This window comes from Flavobacteriales bacterium (genome assembly GCA_016716605.1).
GTDB lineage: Bacteria > Bacteroidota > Bacteroidia > Flavobacteriales_F > PHOS-HE28 > PHOS-HE28.
Window position 1 is genome coordinate 3,641,551 of record JADJWA010000001.1, and the last position, 15,342, is coordinate 3,656,892.

Annotated in this window: 12 protein-coding genes, 2 pseudogenes and 1 riboswitch; of the genes and pseudogenes, 5 read left to right on the forward strand and 9 right to left on the reverse strand. The window is 64.0% G+C overall.

The window, feature by feature from the left end; translation table 11 throughout:
- Window positions 1-67 precede the first annotated feature (67 nt).
- The 3 genes and pseudogenes from IPM12_14800 to IPM12_14810 form a co-directional block, all read right to left on the reverse strand.
- Window positions 68-718, reverse strand: a complete 651-nt coding sequence (locus tag IPM12_14800; protein ID MBK9149072.1) for an alpha/beta hydrolase — start codon at window positions 716-718, stop codon at window positions 68-70.
- Window positions 645-2,178, reverse strand: a pseudogene (gene hutH, locus IPM12_14805) (histidine ammonia-lyase). The gene IPM12_14800 and the pseudogene hutH overlap by 74 nt, the downstream one beginning before the upstream one ends.
- Window positions 2,179-2,247: 69 nt before the next feature.
- Window positions 2,248-3,589, reverse strand: a pseudogene (locus IPM12_14810) (histidine--tRNA ligase).
- Between the two features lie 553 nt (window positions 3,590-4,142).
- Here IPM12_14810 and IPM12_14815 point away from each other — a divergent pair.
- Complete coding sequence (locus tag IPM12_14815) at window positions 4,143-4,730, forward strand: heme-binding protein (protein MBK9149073.1); 588 nt, start codon at window positions 4,143-4,145, stop codon at window positions 4,728-4,730.
- Between the two features lie 52 nt (window positions 4,731-4,782).
- Here the strand turns inward: IPM12_14815 and IPM12_14820 are convergent, their stop codons facing one another.
- Window positions 4,783-5,727, reverse strand: coding sequence for a hypothetical protein (locus IPM12_14820; protein ID MBK9149074.1), 945 nt, complete (start codon window positions 5,725-5,727; stop codon window positions 4,783-4,785).
- 320 nt (window positions 5,728-6,047) lie between these two features.
- On the opposite strand from IPM12_14820, the gene IPM12_14825 reads away from it, so the two are divergent.
- From IPM12_14825 to IPM12_14840, 4 genes are all read left to right on the forward strand, one after another.
- Entirely contained in the window at window positions 6,048-7,580 is a 1,533-nt protein-coding gene (locus tag IPM12_14825) for a T9SS type A sorting domain-containing protein (protein ID MBK9149075.1), read from the forward strand.
- A gap of 151 nt (window positions 7,581-7,731) precedes the next feature.
- Entirely contained in the window at window positions 7,732-9,978 is a 2,247-nt protein-coding gene (locus IPM12_14830) for a T9SS type A sorting domain-containing protein (protein MBK9149076.1), read from the forward strand.
- 206 nt (window positions 9,979-10,184) lie between these two features.
- Window positions 10,185-10,808, forward strand: a complete 624-nt coding sequence (locus IPM12_14835) for a hypothetical protein (protein ID MBK9149077.1) — start codon at window positions 10,185-10,187, stop codon at window positions 10,806-10,808.
- A gap of 864 nt (window positions 10,809-11,672) precedes the next feature.
- Window positions 11,673-11,775: riboswitch (SAM riboswitch) on the forward strand.
- Window positions 11,776-11,841: 66 nt separating this feature from the next.
- Complete coding sequence (locus tag IPM12_14840) at window positions 11,842-12,351, forward strand: hypothetical protein (GenBank protein ID MBK9149078.1); 510 nt, start codon at window positions 11,842-11,844, stop codon at window positions 12,349-12,351.
- Here IPM12_14840 and IPM12_14845 read toward each other — a convergent pair.
- From IPM12_14845 to IPM12_14865, 5 genes are all read right to left on the reverse strand, one after another.
- Window positions 12,335-12,490, reverse strand: coding sequence for a hypothetical protein (locus IPM12_14845; GenBank protein ID MBK9149079.1), 156 nt, complete (start codon window positions 12,488-12,490; stop codon window positions 12,335-12,337). The genes IPM12_14840 and IPM12_14845 overlap by 17 nt on opposite strands.
- Window positions 12,480-12,671: a hypothetical protein gene (locus tag IPM12_14850; protein ID MBK9149080.1), complete on the reverse strand. Its 192-nt coding sequence runs from the start codon at window positions 12,669-12,671 to the stop codon at window positions 12,480-12,482. Before IPM12_14850 ends, IPM12_14845 begins: the two co-directional genes overlap by 11 nt.
- A 126-nt stretch (window positions 12,672-12,797) precedes the next feature.
- Window positions 12,798-14,279, reverse strand: a complete 1,482-nt coding sequence (locus tag IPM12_14855) for a DUF2779 domain-containing protein (protein MBK9149081.1) — start codon at window positions 14,277-14,279, stop codon at window positions 12,798-12,800.
- A 7-nt stretch (window positions 14,280-14,286) separates the two neighbouring features.
- Window positions 14,287-15,096 carry a hypothetical protein gene (locus IPM12_14860; GenBank protein MBK9149082.1) on the reverse strand — a complete coding sequence of 270 codons (810 nt, stop codon included), beginning with the start codon at window positions 15,094-15,096 and terminating at the stop codon, window positions 14,287-14,289.
- 23 nt (window positions 15,097-15,119) lie between these two features.
- Window positions 15,120-15,342 (reverse strand): DUF559 domain-containing protein (locus tag IPM12_14865; protein MBK9149083.1); only part of this gene is annotated, 223 nt, incomplete at its 5' end.

Genomic DNA, 15,342 nt, shown 5'->3' on the forward strand with positions numbered 1-15,342 from the left:
GAGACCCCGGGTTATCAACCGTGCCGCTGTAGATGGACGAGCGTCCAGCGGGGTCCGTTGCCTTCAACTAGATCGACGAAAGCTGCCTTTGCACCGCTGAGCTCACCTCCAGTGCGCGATTGAAGACCATGAAGTGCCCACCGCCCGGAATCACCACCGGCGCCTTCACGTGCGCGATGGGCATCAGCCGGTCGTGATCGCCGTGGATGTGTGCCAATCCCTTCACCGGTTGAGCCGGCCCCTCCCACCCCAGCACGGCAGCGATCTGGATTCGCAGCTGGGCCAACGGCATCGCGGCGGTGAAGGCATCAAAGAGCGCGATGTCCTCCCGCGTCTCCAGCCCCATCTGGTAGCGCACCATGGGCATCACGCGTTTCATGAAGGCCGGCGTGAGCAGTTTCTCCGCATGCGTGCCGCGGAGCAAGCGCAGGTGCATGGGCATCTCGTGCGGCCCCTTCCAGCTGCTGATGAGGATGGTCCGCACGGGCTTAGTGATCGCAGCCATCTCCTGCGCAACCATGCCGCCCATGCTCACGCCGATGAGGGCATGCGGCTTCGTGGCGTTCACGCGGCGAGCCAGCACCTCGGCGTAGTCGCGGAGCGTGCTGCCTTCCGGCATCTGCGGCCAATCCAATGCGTGCTCCTCATGGCCGGGCAATTCCAGCTTGCTGAAGAGGCGGCCATCGGCGCCGAGGCCGGGGAGCAGGTAGAGATCCATGGCCTAGGGCCAACTCGCGCAGCATCGCTAGCGCCGCTTCCATCGGGCCGTGCATCACCACATCGTCGGTGATGAAGGGCACGCGTTTGCGCAGACCGGTCACCAAGGGCTTCCACGGGCTTGGCGCTGCGCAAAGGCCTGCGGAACTCCAGCGCTTGCGCCGCGGTGAGCAGCTCGATAGCGAGCACACGCTCCACATCATGCACGACATCCCAGGTCTTGATGGCCGCTGCGGCGCCCATGCTCACATGGTCCTCCTGCCCGTTGCTGCTGTCGATGGTATCGACGCTGTTGGGCATGCACCGCTGCTTGTTGGCGCTCACCAATGATGCGGCCGTGTACTGCGGGATCATGAAGCCGCTGTTCAAGCCGCTCTTCGCGACGAGGAAGGGCGGCAAGCCGCGCTGACCGCTGATGAGCTTGTAGATGCGGCGCTCGCTGATGCTGCCCAGTTCGGCCATGGCGATGGCGAGGAAGTCGAGCGAGAGCGCGAGCGGCTGTCCGTGGAAATTGCCCGCGCTGATGATCAGATTGTCGTCGTCGAAGACCGTCGGGTTGTCGGTGACGGACTCCAATTCGCGCTGCACCACGGTGGCCACGTGCGCGATGGCATCGCGGCTGGCGCCATGCACCTGCGGGATGCAGCGGAACGAATACGGATCCTGCACGTGGTGCTTCTCGCGCAGGGCGATCGCGCTGCCGGCGAGCAGTTCGCGCATGTGCCCCGCCACTTGCGCCTGACCGGGATGCGGGCGCACGGCATGCACGCTCGGATGGAAGGGCTCCATCCTTCCGTCGAAGGCATCGAGCGAGACCGCGGCGATCATGTCGGCGAGGTGCGCGAGGCGCATGCTCTTCACGGTGAGCAGCGCGGCGTAGGCGTTCATGAACTGCGTGCCGTTGAGCAGCGCGAGTCCTTCCTTCGGTCCGAGCTCCAACGGCGCCCAACCGAGCTTCTTCAACGCGGCAGCGCTCGTCATGCGCCTGCCGCCCATCACCACTTCGCCAAGACCAAGCAGCGGCAACGCGAGGTGCGCGAGCGGCGCGAGGTCTCCCGATGCGCCGAGCGAGCCGCGCTCGTACACCACGGGCAGCACATCGGCATTGTGCATGTCGACCAAGCGCTGAACGGTGGCGAGCGCCACCGCGCTATGCCCGAAGGCCATGTGCTGCACTTTGAGCACCAGCATGGCGCGCACGATCTCCGCGGGCACGGCATCACCGCTGCCGCAGGCGTGGCTCATCACCAGGTTCTTCTGCAATTGCGCCAGGTCGCGCTTCGCGATGCTGCGATCATGCAAGGCTCCGAAGCCGGTGTTCACGCCGTAGATCGGCGTATCGCTGTCCTTCAGCTTCTGCAGCAACCAGGCATGGCTGCGCTTCACGGCGCTCACGGCATCCTTCGCCAGGGCGATGGGCCGGCGCTCGCGCAGGATGGCATCCAGCTCCGTAAGGCTCAGGCCCGGTGGTGGTAATGGCGCGTGGTTTCGGGGGCATGGGCTTCGGCGGGTCGACCCAGTGGGTCGACGCTACGGGTGCTGCGACAATTGATCGATCACCTCCTCTATTGACATCGCCTGGCCCTTCTTCCCCGCCCCCATCTTCTTCAGGGTCACCAGGCCGGCGTTCATCTCCGTCTCGCCCACGATTGCCACGTAGGGGATGCCCTTCTTCTCGGCGTAGGTGAATTGCTTCGGCAGCTTCACTTGGTCGGGATAAAGCTCCGCGGCGATGCCCGCCTCGCGCACTTGGCGAAGGAGCTTCAAGCAATGCATCGCTTCCTTCTCCCCGAAATTGGCGAAGAGCAATTGCGTGCTGCCGCCCAGTTCCGCCGGGAACTTGTTCGTCTCCAACAGCACATCGTAGATGCGGTCTGCGCCGAAGCTGATGCCCACGCCGCTCATGCCCTTGAGTCCGAAGACGCCGGTGAGATCATCGTAGCGGCCGCCACCGCAGATGCTGCCGGGCATGTTGCCTTCGGCAGCCTTTACCTCGAAGATCGCGCCGGTGTAGTAGTCGAGGCCGCGCGCGAGCGTCGGGTCGAACTCGAGCGTCGCGCTCTTCAAGGCGCCCACCTCATCGAAGGTGAAGGAGAGGTCCTTCAATCCTTGCTGCGCGATGATGGATGAGGCCAGCCACTTTTCCAGCAATGGCCGCTGTTCGCTCCAACTGCCCTTCAAATCGAAGAGCGGCGCGATGCCGTTGATCGCATCGTCGCTCACTCCTTTCGCACGCATCTCCTCCTCCACCTTCTCGCGGCCGATCTTGTCGAGCTTGTCGATGGCCGTGACAATATCGACCACCTTCTCCGGCTGTCCGCACACCTCGGCGATGCCGCTGAGCACCTTGCGGTCGTTGATCTTGATCACCACGCGCAGGCCAAGTGCGGTGAAGACCTCATCGAAGAGTTGCACCAGCTCCACTTCGCTCAAGAGGCTCGTGCTCCCGATCACATCGGCATCGCACTGGTAGAACTCGCGGTACCGGCCCTTCTGTGGACGATCGGCGCGCCACACCGGCTGGATCTGGTAGCGCTTGAAGGGGAAGGCGAGCTCGTTCTGGTTCTGGACCACGTAGCGCGCGAAGGGAACGGTGAGGTCATAACGCAACGCTTGCCCGCGAGGCTCTTGCTTCCATCCTGCACCGCGCGCTTCGATCGGCGCCGCGCTTCAGGATCTTGAATATGAGCCTGTCCCCTTCCTCACCGTACTTGCCCGTGAGCGTCTCCAGGTGCTCCATGGCGGGCGTTTCCAGCGGCAGGTAACCGTACTTCTGGAAGACCTTCTCGATGGTGCCGAAGATGTACTTGCGGCGGAGCATCTCCACGGGACCGAAGTCGCGGGTGCCCTTAGGGATACTCGGCTTGGACATGGCGGCGAAAGTAGCCGTAGAGGATACGCGTAACCTCCGGAAGCGATGGCCACGTTATCACATACTCCCGGAGTGCGTCTGCGACCCGTCAGGCGATGCCCAGGTGAACATTCCTAACGTCTTTGACCCCTTTGGGGTCGATGGCTCCGAGGATTTAGACCCCGAAGGGGTCCAAGAAATTAGAGAGAGAGTCAGTTCATTGTACCGCGTTCGACCCGATAGGGTCGCAGACCAGCGCTGTCCCCTTGCTCAGCGCGATTTGATGCGGCGGAGCATCTCCACGGGACCGAAGTCGCGGGTGCCCTTGGGGATGGAAGGCTTGGTGGCCATGTCAAGATTCAAGTATCAAGTCACAAGATTCAGGCTCAAGCTTCAAGATTCAAGCTTCAAGGTGTTTGGCTTTGAGGAGCGAGGTTATCGGAAGATTGGCGGCGGCGAAAGTAGCCGTCGTGTGCGTGGCGGGGCTCGCAGCGTTCCATCGCGTGCATCAAGGAGCTACCGCCGCCCTGCTCCGAACCCGAACGCCCCTTCGTCTGTTCCCCTTCATCGAACCATGAAAACCTTCGCCATCATCGCGCTTGTCCTCGCGGGGCTCTTCGCGCTCTCTCAACTTTGGGCCTACGGACAGGTGCGCAACATCGAGATGTACCCCTGCGAGGTGGTCAAGGCCTACGCGGACTTCGAGGTGCGCCGCTACCATTCGGCCAACTTCATCTACGTGACGATCGATGCCGACAGCTACCGGGGCGGGAGCAGCCGGGGCTTCCGGACCCTGGCGGGCTACATCTTCGGCGGCAACGAAACCGGTCAGAAGATCGCCATGACCAGCCCGGTGGAGATGGAGATGGACGGCCCGATGACCATGAAATTCATGCTGCCCGCCGAGCACGATCCGAAGGACCTGCCGAAACCGGACAACGCCGAGGTGCAATTCAAGACCGAGGCCGAGCGCACCATGGCGGCCATCACCTTCGGAGGATTCGCCAACGATGCGCGCATCCTGGAGCACAAGGAGAAGCTCTTCGCCGCGCTGGAGCGCGAAGGGATCGCGCATACGGGCCAATGGAGCTTCATGGGCTACGACCCGCCCTACCGCCTGGTGGGCCGTCGCAACGAGGTCATGGTCGAACTGGTGCCCTGAGGATGCTGGGCTGAAGAGCACGGGATCACCGGCAACCCGGCGCCCGGGCCGCTCAGCGCAAGAGCCGCAGCGTGGCCCCGTCTTCGGTGCGCACGGTGTACAGGCCCGGCGCAAGACAAGCCAAGTCGATGAGCGATTGGCGATTCAGCGCGGCGGCCACACGGCCCGAAGCATCGAGCAGCACCCCGCTCACCGGACGGTTGAGCCACAGCGACGCGCCTCCGGGCACGACCCAGCCCTGCAGGGCATCCGACACCGCGGAACCAGGATCCGGCATGCCGGTAATGGCATCGGCCCTCCACAGGCTATAGGTGGTGGTGAAGGTGCCCAGCGGGCTGTTGATGGTGTTGCTCACGACTTCCAGCACCGGCCAGGGCTCCCCCACCACGAACCATTGGTACGAGTCGATGTCCTGCTCGAGGGTGGCGAAGGGCGACTCATCGCTCTGCTCGGCAGTGATGTGCACGCGGAGCGCGTTCACCACGGTGCCCCATGGCAACTGCAGCGTGCCATAGGCATCGGCCTCACCGCTGTACGTGCCAGTGCGCGTCACATCGAAGCCGGCCACGGAATAGGTGCCGGCATAGGTGTCGGTCCAGCTGTCATCGTAGGTGAGCGGCCACAACAGCGCGCGGCGGGTGTCGGTGAGCGCCACCACGGTGCCCTGCTCATCGCTGCCCTGCACATAGAGGCCGGTGGCGTCCTGGTCACTGAAGGAGACCACGTCCCAAAGCTCCGCGATGGTGGCCTGCGGGAAGAGCGCGCCGCTGGTGGTGGTGGCGGGATCCACCCATTGCACGGTGGTGCTGCTGTCCACCACGAGCGATGCGAAGTCCCAGGTCTGGTTGGGCCCCGCGAAGCCCGGGTCAGCGTAGGGGCTGTAGTTCAACGAGAGGCTCTGGCCGATGGTGAAGCCGTTGGTGGCTTGGGTGAGGGTGGGCTGAGCGGTGAGCGCGGCGGCGGACAAGGCTGCGGTGAACAGCGTAAGGAGACGCATGGTGGACGTGATTTCGAGGCAAGCTAGCGGCAAGCGGCATGGGCAAGGATGATGCACGTCATCATGCCCGCTCGAATGGCCACGCTCATGCCGCGTGCGTGCGGATCCCGCAAGCGTTCCACGGCCCGGAAATGCGCATGTGCCTTGCTTACTCGATCCGCACGATCGGCCCATGCGCATTTGGCTCAGCCATCGTTCGGTCCGGATGGCGAAATCCCAGAGGATGGAAAGCCCCCTTCACCCAACGCGCCAGCCCGTTCCAACGTGTACACGCAGGGTACAGGCGGTTCACCACCTTTGCGCGTAGCACCCGTACATCCATGAGAACCATCCTTCCTGCCCTGGCAGCCATCTCTGTGGCAGCAGCCACTGCCCAGCCCGGCACGCTCGACCTCAGCTTCGGAACGAACGGCGAGGCGCTCATCGACGCGGGCTCGGGGTACGACTGGATGAACGATCTGGTCATACAGCCCGATAACAAGATCGTGGTGGTCGGCAGCATCGGCGCCATCGGTGGCGGAGCCTTCCAGGATGCCATCATCATCCGCTATAATGCCGACGGCACACCCGACACCGATTTCGGCACCAACGGCCAGGTGGTCTGGACCGGCACCGGCGGCGATGACCGCCTTGCCGCGGTGGACATCGATGATCAAGGCCGCATCGTGGCGGCGGGCGAGACCGAGCTCGCCAGCGGCGAAATGCAGATGTTCATCCTATGCCTGCTGCCCGATGGCAGCTACGACAACAGCTTCTCCGGCAACGGAGAGGTCACCCGGGCCACCAGCGTGTACAACGATGGCAGCTACGCGCGTGACGTGGTCTGCATGGATGACGGCGGCATCATGGTGCTGGGCTACGAGCATTACACGCTCACCCAGCCCAACTACAATGCGGTGTCGTTCTGGAAGACCACGTCCACGGGCGGCATCGACCCCACCGTCGGCGGCGGCAGCTCCGCCACTTTCACCGACCTCTTCGATGATGACCTCTCCGATGTGGGCAACAGCATGGCTATTCGCGCCGACGGGAAATTCGTGGTGGGCACCGTGAGCGCCAATGCCCCCAATCAGCGCATGGGCTACGGCACCTTCGGCGCCAACGGCAGCCATCTGACCGCCGATTTCGAGAACACCTACGACCTCACCACCGGCAATGATGCGGCCAACAGCATCGTACTGATGCCCGATCAGCGTTGCGTACTGGCCGGCCCCAGCGGTACCCAAGCCGCGCTGGTGGGCATCATGCCCAACGCCAGCAGCGACCTCTCGTTCGGCGATCAGGGCGAGGTGATCGTGCAGGTGGGCGCCTCGTCCACTTCCTTGTACCAGGCCATCCGGCAGCCCTGGGACAAGGTGCTCATCACAGGAGGCTTCAACCCCGGCAACGGCATGTACCTGGGCCGCTACAATGCCGACGGCACCCCCGACGTGTCCTTTGGCAGCAACGGCTTCGCAACGCACCAGCCCGGAGGCGGCTTCGGCGATGGCCGCGCCATCGGCCTCCAGAGCGATGGCGGCATCATCGTTGGCGGTATACGCTACCTGAGCGGCAGCAACTACGACCTCTTCCTGTTGCGGTTCAGCAACGATCTCGCTACGAGCACGCCATCATCGATGGCGGAAATCGCGCTGCAGGCCTTCCCGAATCCCTTCACACAGGCGTTCACCGTGCCCGGTACGGTGGCGAATGGAAGCCTGCAGGTGATCGATGCGCTTGGGCGGATTGTGCATAGCGCGCGCACCAACGCAGAGCGCACCGTGGTGCAAGCCGAGCTGCCGGCGGGCGTGTACACCGTTCGCTATGAGCAAAGCCATCAGGCCGCGCGCTCGCTGCGTGTGTTGAAAGAGTAGCGCTCTGGATCACGCCTTGGCGCATTCGGGCCGGCATCGGCACGCCGGCTCGATCGGTTCACGCACGATGCCCTCTCGGTTGCATTCCCCTCGTCATGCATTCCGAATCCCGCCGCACGATCTTCGCCGTTCCGCCGAAAGGATGAAACCCATGCTGCACCGCTCCGCTCTTCTGTCTTCGCTCCTCCTCGTGCTCACTGCTTCCGCCCAGACCTGGGAGCTGATGACGCCGATCAAGACCCGCAGCGACCTGACCGCCGTGCGCATGCACAGCCCCACCGATGCCGTCACCATCGACCGCACCTTGGGCTACGTGCTGCGCACCAACGATGCGGGCGACAGCTGGGAGCGCATGCCCTACAACCTGCTGAACGTGCCGCGCAGCCTGTGGATGTGGGATGACCAGCGCGGCATCATCGGTGCCGAGTCCGGCCGCTTCTACCGCACCACCGACAACTGGAGCAGCGCCAGTTCGGTGAACCTCTTCGGCTTCGGCCACGCCGCCTGCCTCAGCTTCGTGAACGATACCCTGGGCTGGGCGGCGAGCGAGAGCGGCAAGATCGCCCGCACCACCGATGCCGGCGCCAACTGGACCCTGCAGACGAGCGGCACCACCAACGCCATCGTGGGCCTCCATTTCGTGAACGACACCCTCGGCTTCGCATCGGCCACCGGCGCGGTGCTCCTGCGCACCACCAACGGCGGCGACACGTGGACGCCGATCACCGCGCCCATCACCTATAACATGCGCGGCTTCCACTTCGCCGATGCGCTGAATGGGCTCGCAGTGGGCATCGGGGGCGAGATCATCCGCACCAGCGACGCGGGCCTCACGTGGACGGCACAGACCAGCCCCACCACCAACAGTCTGCTCAGCCTCTTCGCGCGCGGCAACCTGCTGATCGCCGTGGGCAACGGCGGCGTGGTGATGCGCAGCACCAACGGCGGCGATAGCTGGAGCGCCCAGATCCTCGAGACCTTCCAGGACCTCTACCACGCGTACGTGGACCCCAGCGGCTTCGGATTGCTCGGCGGCGAAGCTCGCGTGTACCGCACCACGGACCACGGCGCCACGTGGACGCCGGTGCAGATCGGCACCTACCACACCAAACTGAGCAAGGTGAGCTTCGGCACCGACCAGCTGGGTGCCGCCGCCGGATGGCAGACGCTGGGCGGTTTCGAGAACGGCGTGATGCGCTCCACCGACGGCGGACGCCACTGGGCCAACGCCAGCGCCGGCAGCGCCACCTGGGTGGGCATCCACCTGCGGTCCAACGGCATCGGCTGGCTCGGTGGCGGCTCGGGCGCCAACCGACACACCACCGACTACTTCGCCACCAGCACCAATCACCCCGGACCCAGCGTGGCCATCCGCAGCACCTGGGCCTTCAGCACCACCACCGCGCTGGCCTGCGGCGGCTACGTGAACGGCGGCTGCTACCGCACCACCAACGGCGGCAGCAGCTGGACCCACGTGCTCGATGGCGGCAACATCTACGATATCTGGTTCGTGAACGACAACCTCGGCTTCTGCGGCGGCGAGGGCGGCGTGCTGGCTCGCACCACCGATGGCGGCGCCACCTGGGAATGGCTGGACCCGCCGACCAACTCGGACATCAACAGCCTCTTCTTCCTCAACGATACACTGGGCTGGTTCTCGGGCAGCGGCGGCGCGCGCACCACCGACGGCGGCGATACGTGGACAATCCTCAACGAATTGCCGCAGTTCACCATGAGCATCTTCTTCACCGACCCCGACACCGGCTACGCGGTGCAGTACAGCGGCTACGTGCTGCGCACCACCGACGGCGGCGATAGCTGGGAGACCATCGTGCCCGCTCCCTTCGATGTGGGCCTGAACGACGCGCAGCTCGTGGACGGTGCCCTGCTGGCCGTGGGCGACCATGGCGATGTGTTCCGCGCGCCGCTGGAGTGTCCGCCCACGCCGCAGATCCCCAGCGTGCTGCAGAGCGGCTCCACGCTGTGCACCGCCTACCGTCCGCAGATCCAGTGGTACCTCAACGGCGAGCCGCTGCCCGATGGCACCGGGCCCTGCATCACCGCCGATGCGTCCGGCAACTACACCGTGGTGGTGACCGATGCGCTGGGCTGCACCAGCGCGCCCTCGGTGCCCGTGTCGATCATCTCCACCGCAGTGGACGCGCGCGCGACCGATGCGTTCGCGGTGTTCCCGAATCCCACCGGCGGCGCGATCACGCTGTCATTCGCGACCGATGGCGCGCATGCCCTGCTGCTCTGCGATGCGCAAGGGCGCGTGCTGCGCACCGAACGCGTGAACGGAGCCCGGGCCACGCTCACGCTAGCGGACCTGCCGCGCGGGCTCTACCTGCTGCGCGAAGCGGGGAGCGCCGGGGCTGTACGAGTGGTGAAGGAGTGAGGTGTTGGAAGTGGGTGGCTGAAGATGGTGGACCCATGCGGCGGTGAGTGGTTGGGGTGGCGATTGGGGTGGGTTATAGGATTTGCAGAGACCGGATGTAGACGATAACCGCAAGGCGAAGGGGCTCTTCCATTCAAGCCCGCCAAGCAGTGCCCCACGAGAGGAACGGGTCCATTCAATACTATTGCGATAAACCTGCCCTTCATATGCGCCACAAGACCGGGAATGGCATTCGTATGCTGCAACTCGCTTGCCTCTTCATGGGATCCGGCAACATGGTGCTAGCCCAGGAATCCGAGCCGGTCATCCGGGGCAGCGGTTTCCTACGTGGCGGCTACAACCGATCACTGAATGAGTTCACGCCCGGATCTGGCCTCAACCTGATCATGGGCACCGATTACTACTTCGATTCTGGCGCCAACCGCAAACTACGATACGGCCTCAGCGTGGATTGGCTCCAGATCTCGGTGAATGCCGGCCGCAACGACTACGAAGAATGGGAGTTCTATCCGGAGATGCAGTTGCTCCGGCCGGGCTTGTTGCTGAGCCTGCTGGTGGGCAGCAACACGGTCCTTGACCTGAAGTACATCGTGATGCCCACGGCGGGCGTCCTGCTCATCAATCAGAGCAATGATGGGCCACGAGGCCGAAGCCCTGGGAGCAATACGTATGCGAGTTGGGGCTTCACCCACGGCCCTTACGTAGGCCTCAAGGCCGGCCGTTTCATGTCGGGCGTTGAACTGCCCATCGGTAATCTGTGGTTCGACGACAGCGAGGGCGAGAATGGGCTGGACAAGGAGCTAGCCGGCCGGCTGCCATGGTGCGGCTGAATCTGGGATTCAAGTTCAAGTAGGCACCGAACTAGTTGCAACGTGTAAGCCTCGCTGATGAGAAAAGTCGGCGGACCCATGCGGTGGGTGATTGGGTGGCGATTGGGGTGGTCCATGGGATTAGTGGAGGCCCTGTGGAAACCGGGCCCGAACTGCCATTGCGGGGGGTGAATGCCACCTGTTCGGCGCAGGCGCTGGTTTCACAAGGGCTTCAGTGATTGTGGTTCCGGATTATTCGTTCAGTGCAAGAACGAGTTCAGATCAAACTTCTCTTTCCACCTTATGCTTCGCCAACCCCGCATCAATTCTGCGGGGCTTTCGCCAAAAGGCGACCGCGCGTCGGGAGCCTGCCCCGGGCGAAGACCCGGGGTGGACGCCCACGCACGCAGCCTGCCGTGAGCAAGCACGCGCGGGTTCTCCGTAGCTCGTCATTCCGGAACGCGGGCCTGCTTTCCGAATGCAGGCTCACCGGTGCAGCGCGGACCCGCGTATTCGGAATCTCACGAGTGCTTCAGCGATTGTGGAGTCGTGCTGCTCGTTCAGCGAAAGGAACACGTTCATGTCAAATTTCTTTTTCCACCTTTTTGGCGGCAAAAAGGTGGAGCCAAAAAGCCGCCACGGCCAAGTCACTGCCCAACTCGCACAGGCCCGCAGCACGAGCTCCCCGAGTTGGGCGCGCCCGCGCAGGCCGTGGACAGCCACCGCACGCATCCTGCCGCGAGCAAGCACTCGCGAGTTGGATGACGGACGCCACCGCACGCAGCCTGCCGCGAGCAAGATGACGGACAGCCACCGCACGCAGCCTGCTGCGTGCCTGCCGCGACTTCATCATCCTATGGCATTGCGCGACGCGCATTACTTTCGCCCCTGCATCCCGAGCGTCCGCTGCAAGGCGGACCCCCAACCGAGCTTCGACGCCACGGTGGGAGAACGATGCGGACCGGCCCGGTCAAAAAAAGTCGAACCAGGGACCGTTGCGCGTCGTGGACCTCCAAGAGGCGGGCGTTCGGGTGCTTCACCAACACCCAACACCATGAGCGAAGCACAGGAAGTCGTTACCGCCCTCATCGATGGCGAGCTGGTCACCGGCCGCATCACCCTCCGCACGGTGCACCGCATCGAGGTCACCATCACCCACCCCTACCGCTGGCTCTTCGCCATCGCCAATGTGCCCGGGTACGCCGCGAAGGGCGTGGGCTACCTCGGGCCCAATGGGCCCCTGCACGCGCAAGAGCTGCTGGCGAGGCTGCTCCGCACGGGCCGCTACCTGGAGCAGGCGCTGCCCACAGTGCTCGAGGCGCTGCGCGCCGATGAGCGCCAGCTCGCGCGCTTCACCCTCCTGCTGCGCGACGCCCTGCGCCACGATGCGCCGCTCGATGAGCGCACCCTGCACGCACAGGCCGAACGACTGGAGCTCAGCACGCAAGGGATCCACCCGCCGCTGACCTGGCAGGAGCCCTACGTGAATGCCCACGCCGCGCACCAGGCCAACGTGCTGCTGTGGCATGCGCTGCAGGGCGAGGCGGTCAGCGTGCGCGCGTGACTGAGCGCCACATAAGCACCCAACGCAACATGGCGCTGGCCACCACATCCTTGCCAGTTAGCAGCGACGCCAGAGACATGTCGCCGCCCAGGATGTAGAGCAGGATGTTGGTATTGATGGCTACGCGCTCATTCCTCATCGCGGAGCGCGCGTTGGAACCTCACCGGGTCCTTGTGCAAGGGCGCCGTGCCCACCAGGTCGCTGAAGTCCGCACCGGGTTTGCGCGCGCGCTTGGCTGCGCGTTTCAGCACCGCACCTGCCCGCCTTTTCGGGGTCCTCTTGGTCACTGTGTACACCATCGCCTGCGTGTTGTCGCTCAAAGATAAGTGGAGGCTTCGCGGCAAGAGATCCTCTGAATCGGTGTTCTGTTCAGAAGACATCCCGGAGCGCGCGGGGATACGAGCGCACTGCTCCCCGTGCAGCCGAACGTCGGCGTCCTCCTCACATCACACCCAAGCTACCACGCGCTCCAACACGCCGAGCACCTTCACCATGGCCAGCGTATCCATCCCGCAATAGGCCAGCAGGTCCGCGCGCAGCTGCGCGGGGTCACCTGCATAGCGGCCGTTGAGCAGTTGCAGGAAGAGGCCGCTGGCGGTGTCGCCCTCCTGCACCGCGAGGTCCTGGTAGCTCAAGTCCGGCACCAGCGCGGGCAGCACCACCTTGATGCTCGTGCGGCCATTCATGTCCGGCACCGCGTACCAGCCCGCCTTGAAGGGCGTGTGCAGGTCTCTTACGCGCGGAAGCAATGCAAGCAAGGAATCAGCATGCTGCGGAAGATCGCGCGCCAGTTCCTTGATGCGCGAAACCTCGAAGGGCGCATTGTACGCGAGGATGTCGCCCTCCGGACCGATGTCCTTCAGCAGGCGTTGCACGAAGGCCTCGCGCGGATCGCCCGTGCCATCGGCGAGGAAGGCGCGGTGAAGAGGCTCCGCACCTGGTGCGTGCTGCACGTGCAGGCTGTACTGGAAGGGCAGTTGCTGGAAGGGCCGCGTGCCGTCGAAGAGCGGCACGGCCGGCATGATCGTCTCGAAGTCGAGGTGGTGCAGCGGGTAGCGCAGCTCGCCAAGCCAGCGGCGCAAGGCGTGACGGTCGATCGTGGCGGTGCCGTGCTTCGCGCCGTCCACCTGCCGCTGTTGCGCAGCGGTGAGCGGCTCGCCATCGGGGATGTCCTTCAGCAGCAGGATGCCGCGCTGGTACAGGTCCCAATCCCTGCCCATGGCGCGCGTGAGCTCGAACACGCTCCCCTTCTTCGGCACATGCGCCCAGCAATGGTGCATGAAGTCGCAATCGAATGGTGAAGAGCAGTGCGGGCCGATGTCCACCGCCGGAGCTTCGGGCTGTTGCAGCGCGGCCTTGAGCGCGGCGATGCGCGTGGGCACGTCCTTACGCTCCGCATCCACGAGGTGCTTCACGGAGGTGATGCCGAAGAGCTCAAGCACGTTGATGGCGCCCTGCCGCACGTACTGGTTATTGAGGTGCACGATGCTCACGTCCGCCAATGCGATCCCGCAGCCCTCGATCACATGCGCCTGCAGCGCCGCATCGTGCCACTGGTATTCCTTGGCGCTGGTGCTGCTCTTCACCTCGTAGGCCTTCCAGCCATCGGCGTCCTTCACCAGGATGTCCAGCGCGGCCAGCACGCCCTCGTGCAGGAAGGCGGCCTCGTAGATCACCGGCGCGCCGTCCGCGATGGCGCGCTGCGTGGCGGCAATGGCCGGCGCGAAGTCGGTGGGCGACTCCGGCGTGCAGTCCACCCCGCCGGGGAAGAGCTGCTGGGCCAGGAGTCCCACCTCAGTGCCGGTGTCGTAGATGGCCTGGCGCGCCGCATCCACCGGCGGCAGCAGCTCGCAGCGGTGCTTGTACAGCCACAAGGCCTTGGGGCATTGGCGGCCCCGCATGTAGGTGGATTTGGAGAGGAGGTGCATGGGCCGACTATTTCCAGTTCCTATCCCGCAGCCAATTCTCTACAAACGGATGGCTTGGGGCCGTTTCCATAGCAGCGAAGGCGCTCTTCCACGAAAGGCCCTTTGCCTCTCCGGCGCCAGCCCCCTTTTCATCCAGTAAGATGTATGTGACCGCCTCAATCGGGAATTCCAGTACATGGTGGAACAAGTGACGTTGGCAGTCGAGCTGATCGACGTAGGACCCAGCCACACGCCGTTTCCATTCGGCTTTATCGATGGAGGAAGTTGGGTATTTGCCTTGTCCGCTCTCCACCTTCGCTTCAATGCACACGGCCTGCTTCCTTCCGGTGATGATCACGAGGTCCGGCTTGATGTTGAAGCACCACTTCAGCATGGCCAAGTCCCGGTATTGCTGACCTTGTACCGAATCGTCGATACGAGACAAGACCCAGCTGGCGGGCGATTGATACACTGTGCGTGATGGATTCCTAGTCAACCCGAAGAATGTGTTCCAACCCTCCTCATGCGAAGGCGGATCCAACCCAAGCGGTAATTTGAGAAGGAGCCAATCCCGCTTAGCCGCGTCATCCATCTGGTGCCAGGCATCCCGTTGCAAGGCGAACTCATAGTACACGTCACATTGCTCAATCGATCGTTCGGAGCGATGTTCAATGAGGTTGAGAAAGGCCTTCAGGTTGTGCTGCCCGCTCAGAAGCAGATGGTACAGGATGGCAGCATAGTTGCGCTCCTCCCGATTGAATCGATAGTATGGGGTCTCCTGGAAGGATGTGCTATCGTTCATGGCAGGTAAGAAAGATCGCTCGTTCGGTGTTGGCAAAGGGCTGAAGGAAAGGGGACATTCTACTCCGTTCGCTTTGACCCTTCACCCGGATGCCACAGCCCGCCGTATCGTGCAATGCTCTCCTGCACCACGCTCAGCGTATGGTCCATGTTGGTGGTGAGCTCCCTGGTGGTGAATTGAAGGGTGCTCCAGCCCAGGCTTTGCAGGATGTTGCTCCGGCGCTTGTCCCGCTCCACGGCACTGCGGCGCATGTGTACCGCATCTCCATCGCATTCCAACGCG

Bases quoted from the DNA above. Each gene is read 5' to 3' on its own strand.
- IPM12_14800 (MBK9149072.1), bottom strand. From the start codon at position 718: ATGGATCTCTACCTGCTCCCCGGCCTCGGCGCCGATGGCCGCCTCTTC.
- IPM12_14815 (MBK9149073.1), top strand. From the start codon at position 4,143: ATGAAAACCTTCGCCATCATCGCGCTTGTCCTCGCGGGGCTCTTCGCG.
- IPM12_14825 (MBK9149075.1), top strand. From the start codon at position 6,048: ATGAGAACCATCCTTCCTGCCCTGGCAGCCATCTCTGTGGCAGCAGCC.
- IPM12_14845 (MBK9149079.1), bottom strand. From the start codon at position 12,490: ATGAGGAATGAGCGCGTAGCCATCAATACCAACATCCTGCTCTACATC.
- IPM12_14830 (MBK9149076.1), top strand. From the start codon at position 7,732: ATGCTGCACCGCTCCGCTCTTCTGTCTTCGCTCCTCCTCGTGCTCACT.
- IPM12_14840 (MBK9149078.1), top strand. From the start codon at position 11,842: ATGAGCGAAGCACAGGAAGTCGTTACCGCCCTCATCGATGGCGAGCTG.
- IPM12_14835 (MBK9149077.1), top strand. From the start codon at position 10,185: ATGCGCCACAAGACCGGGAATGGCATTCGTATGCTGCAACTCGCTTGC.
- IPM12_14820 (MBK9149074.1), bottom strand. From the start codon at position 5,727: ATGCGTCTCCTTACGCTGTTCACCGCAGCCTTGTCCGCCGCCGCGCTC.
- IPM12_14855 (MBK9149081.1), bottom strand. From the start codon at position 14,279: ATGCACCTCCTCTCCAAATCCACCTACATGCGGGGCCGCCAATGCCCC.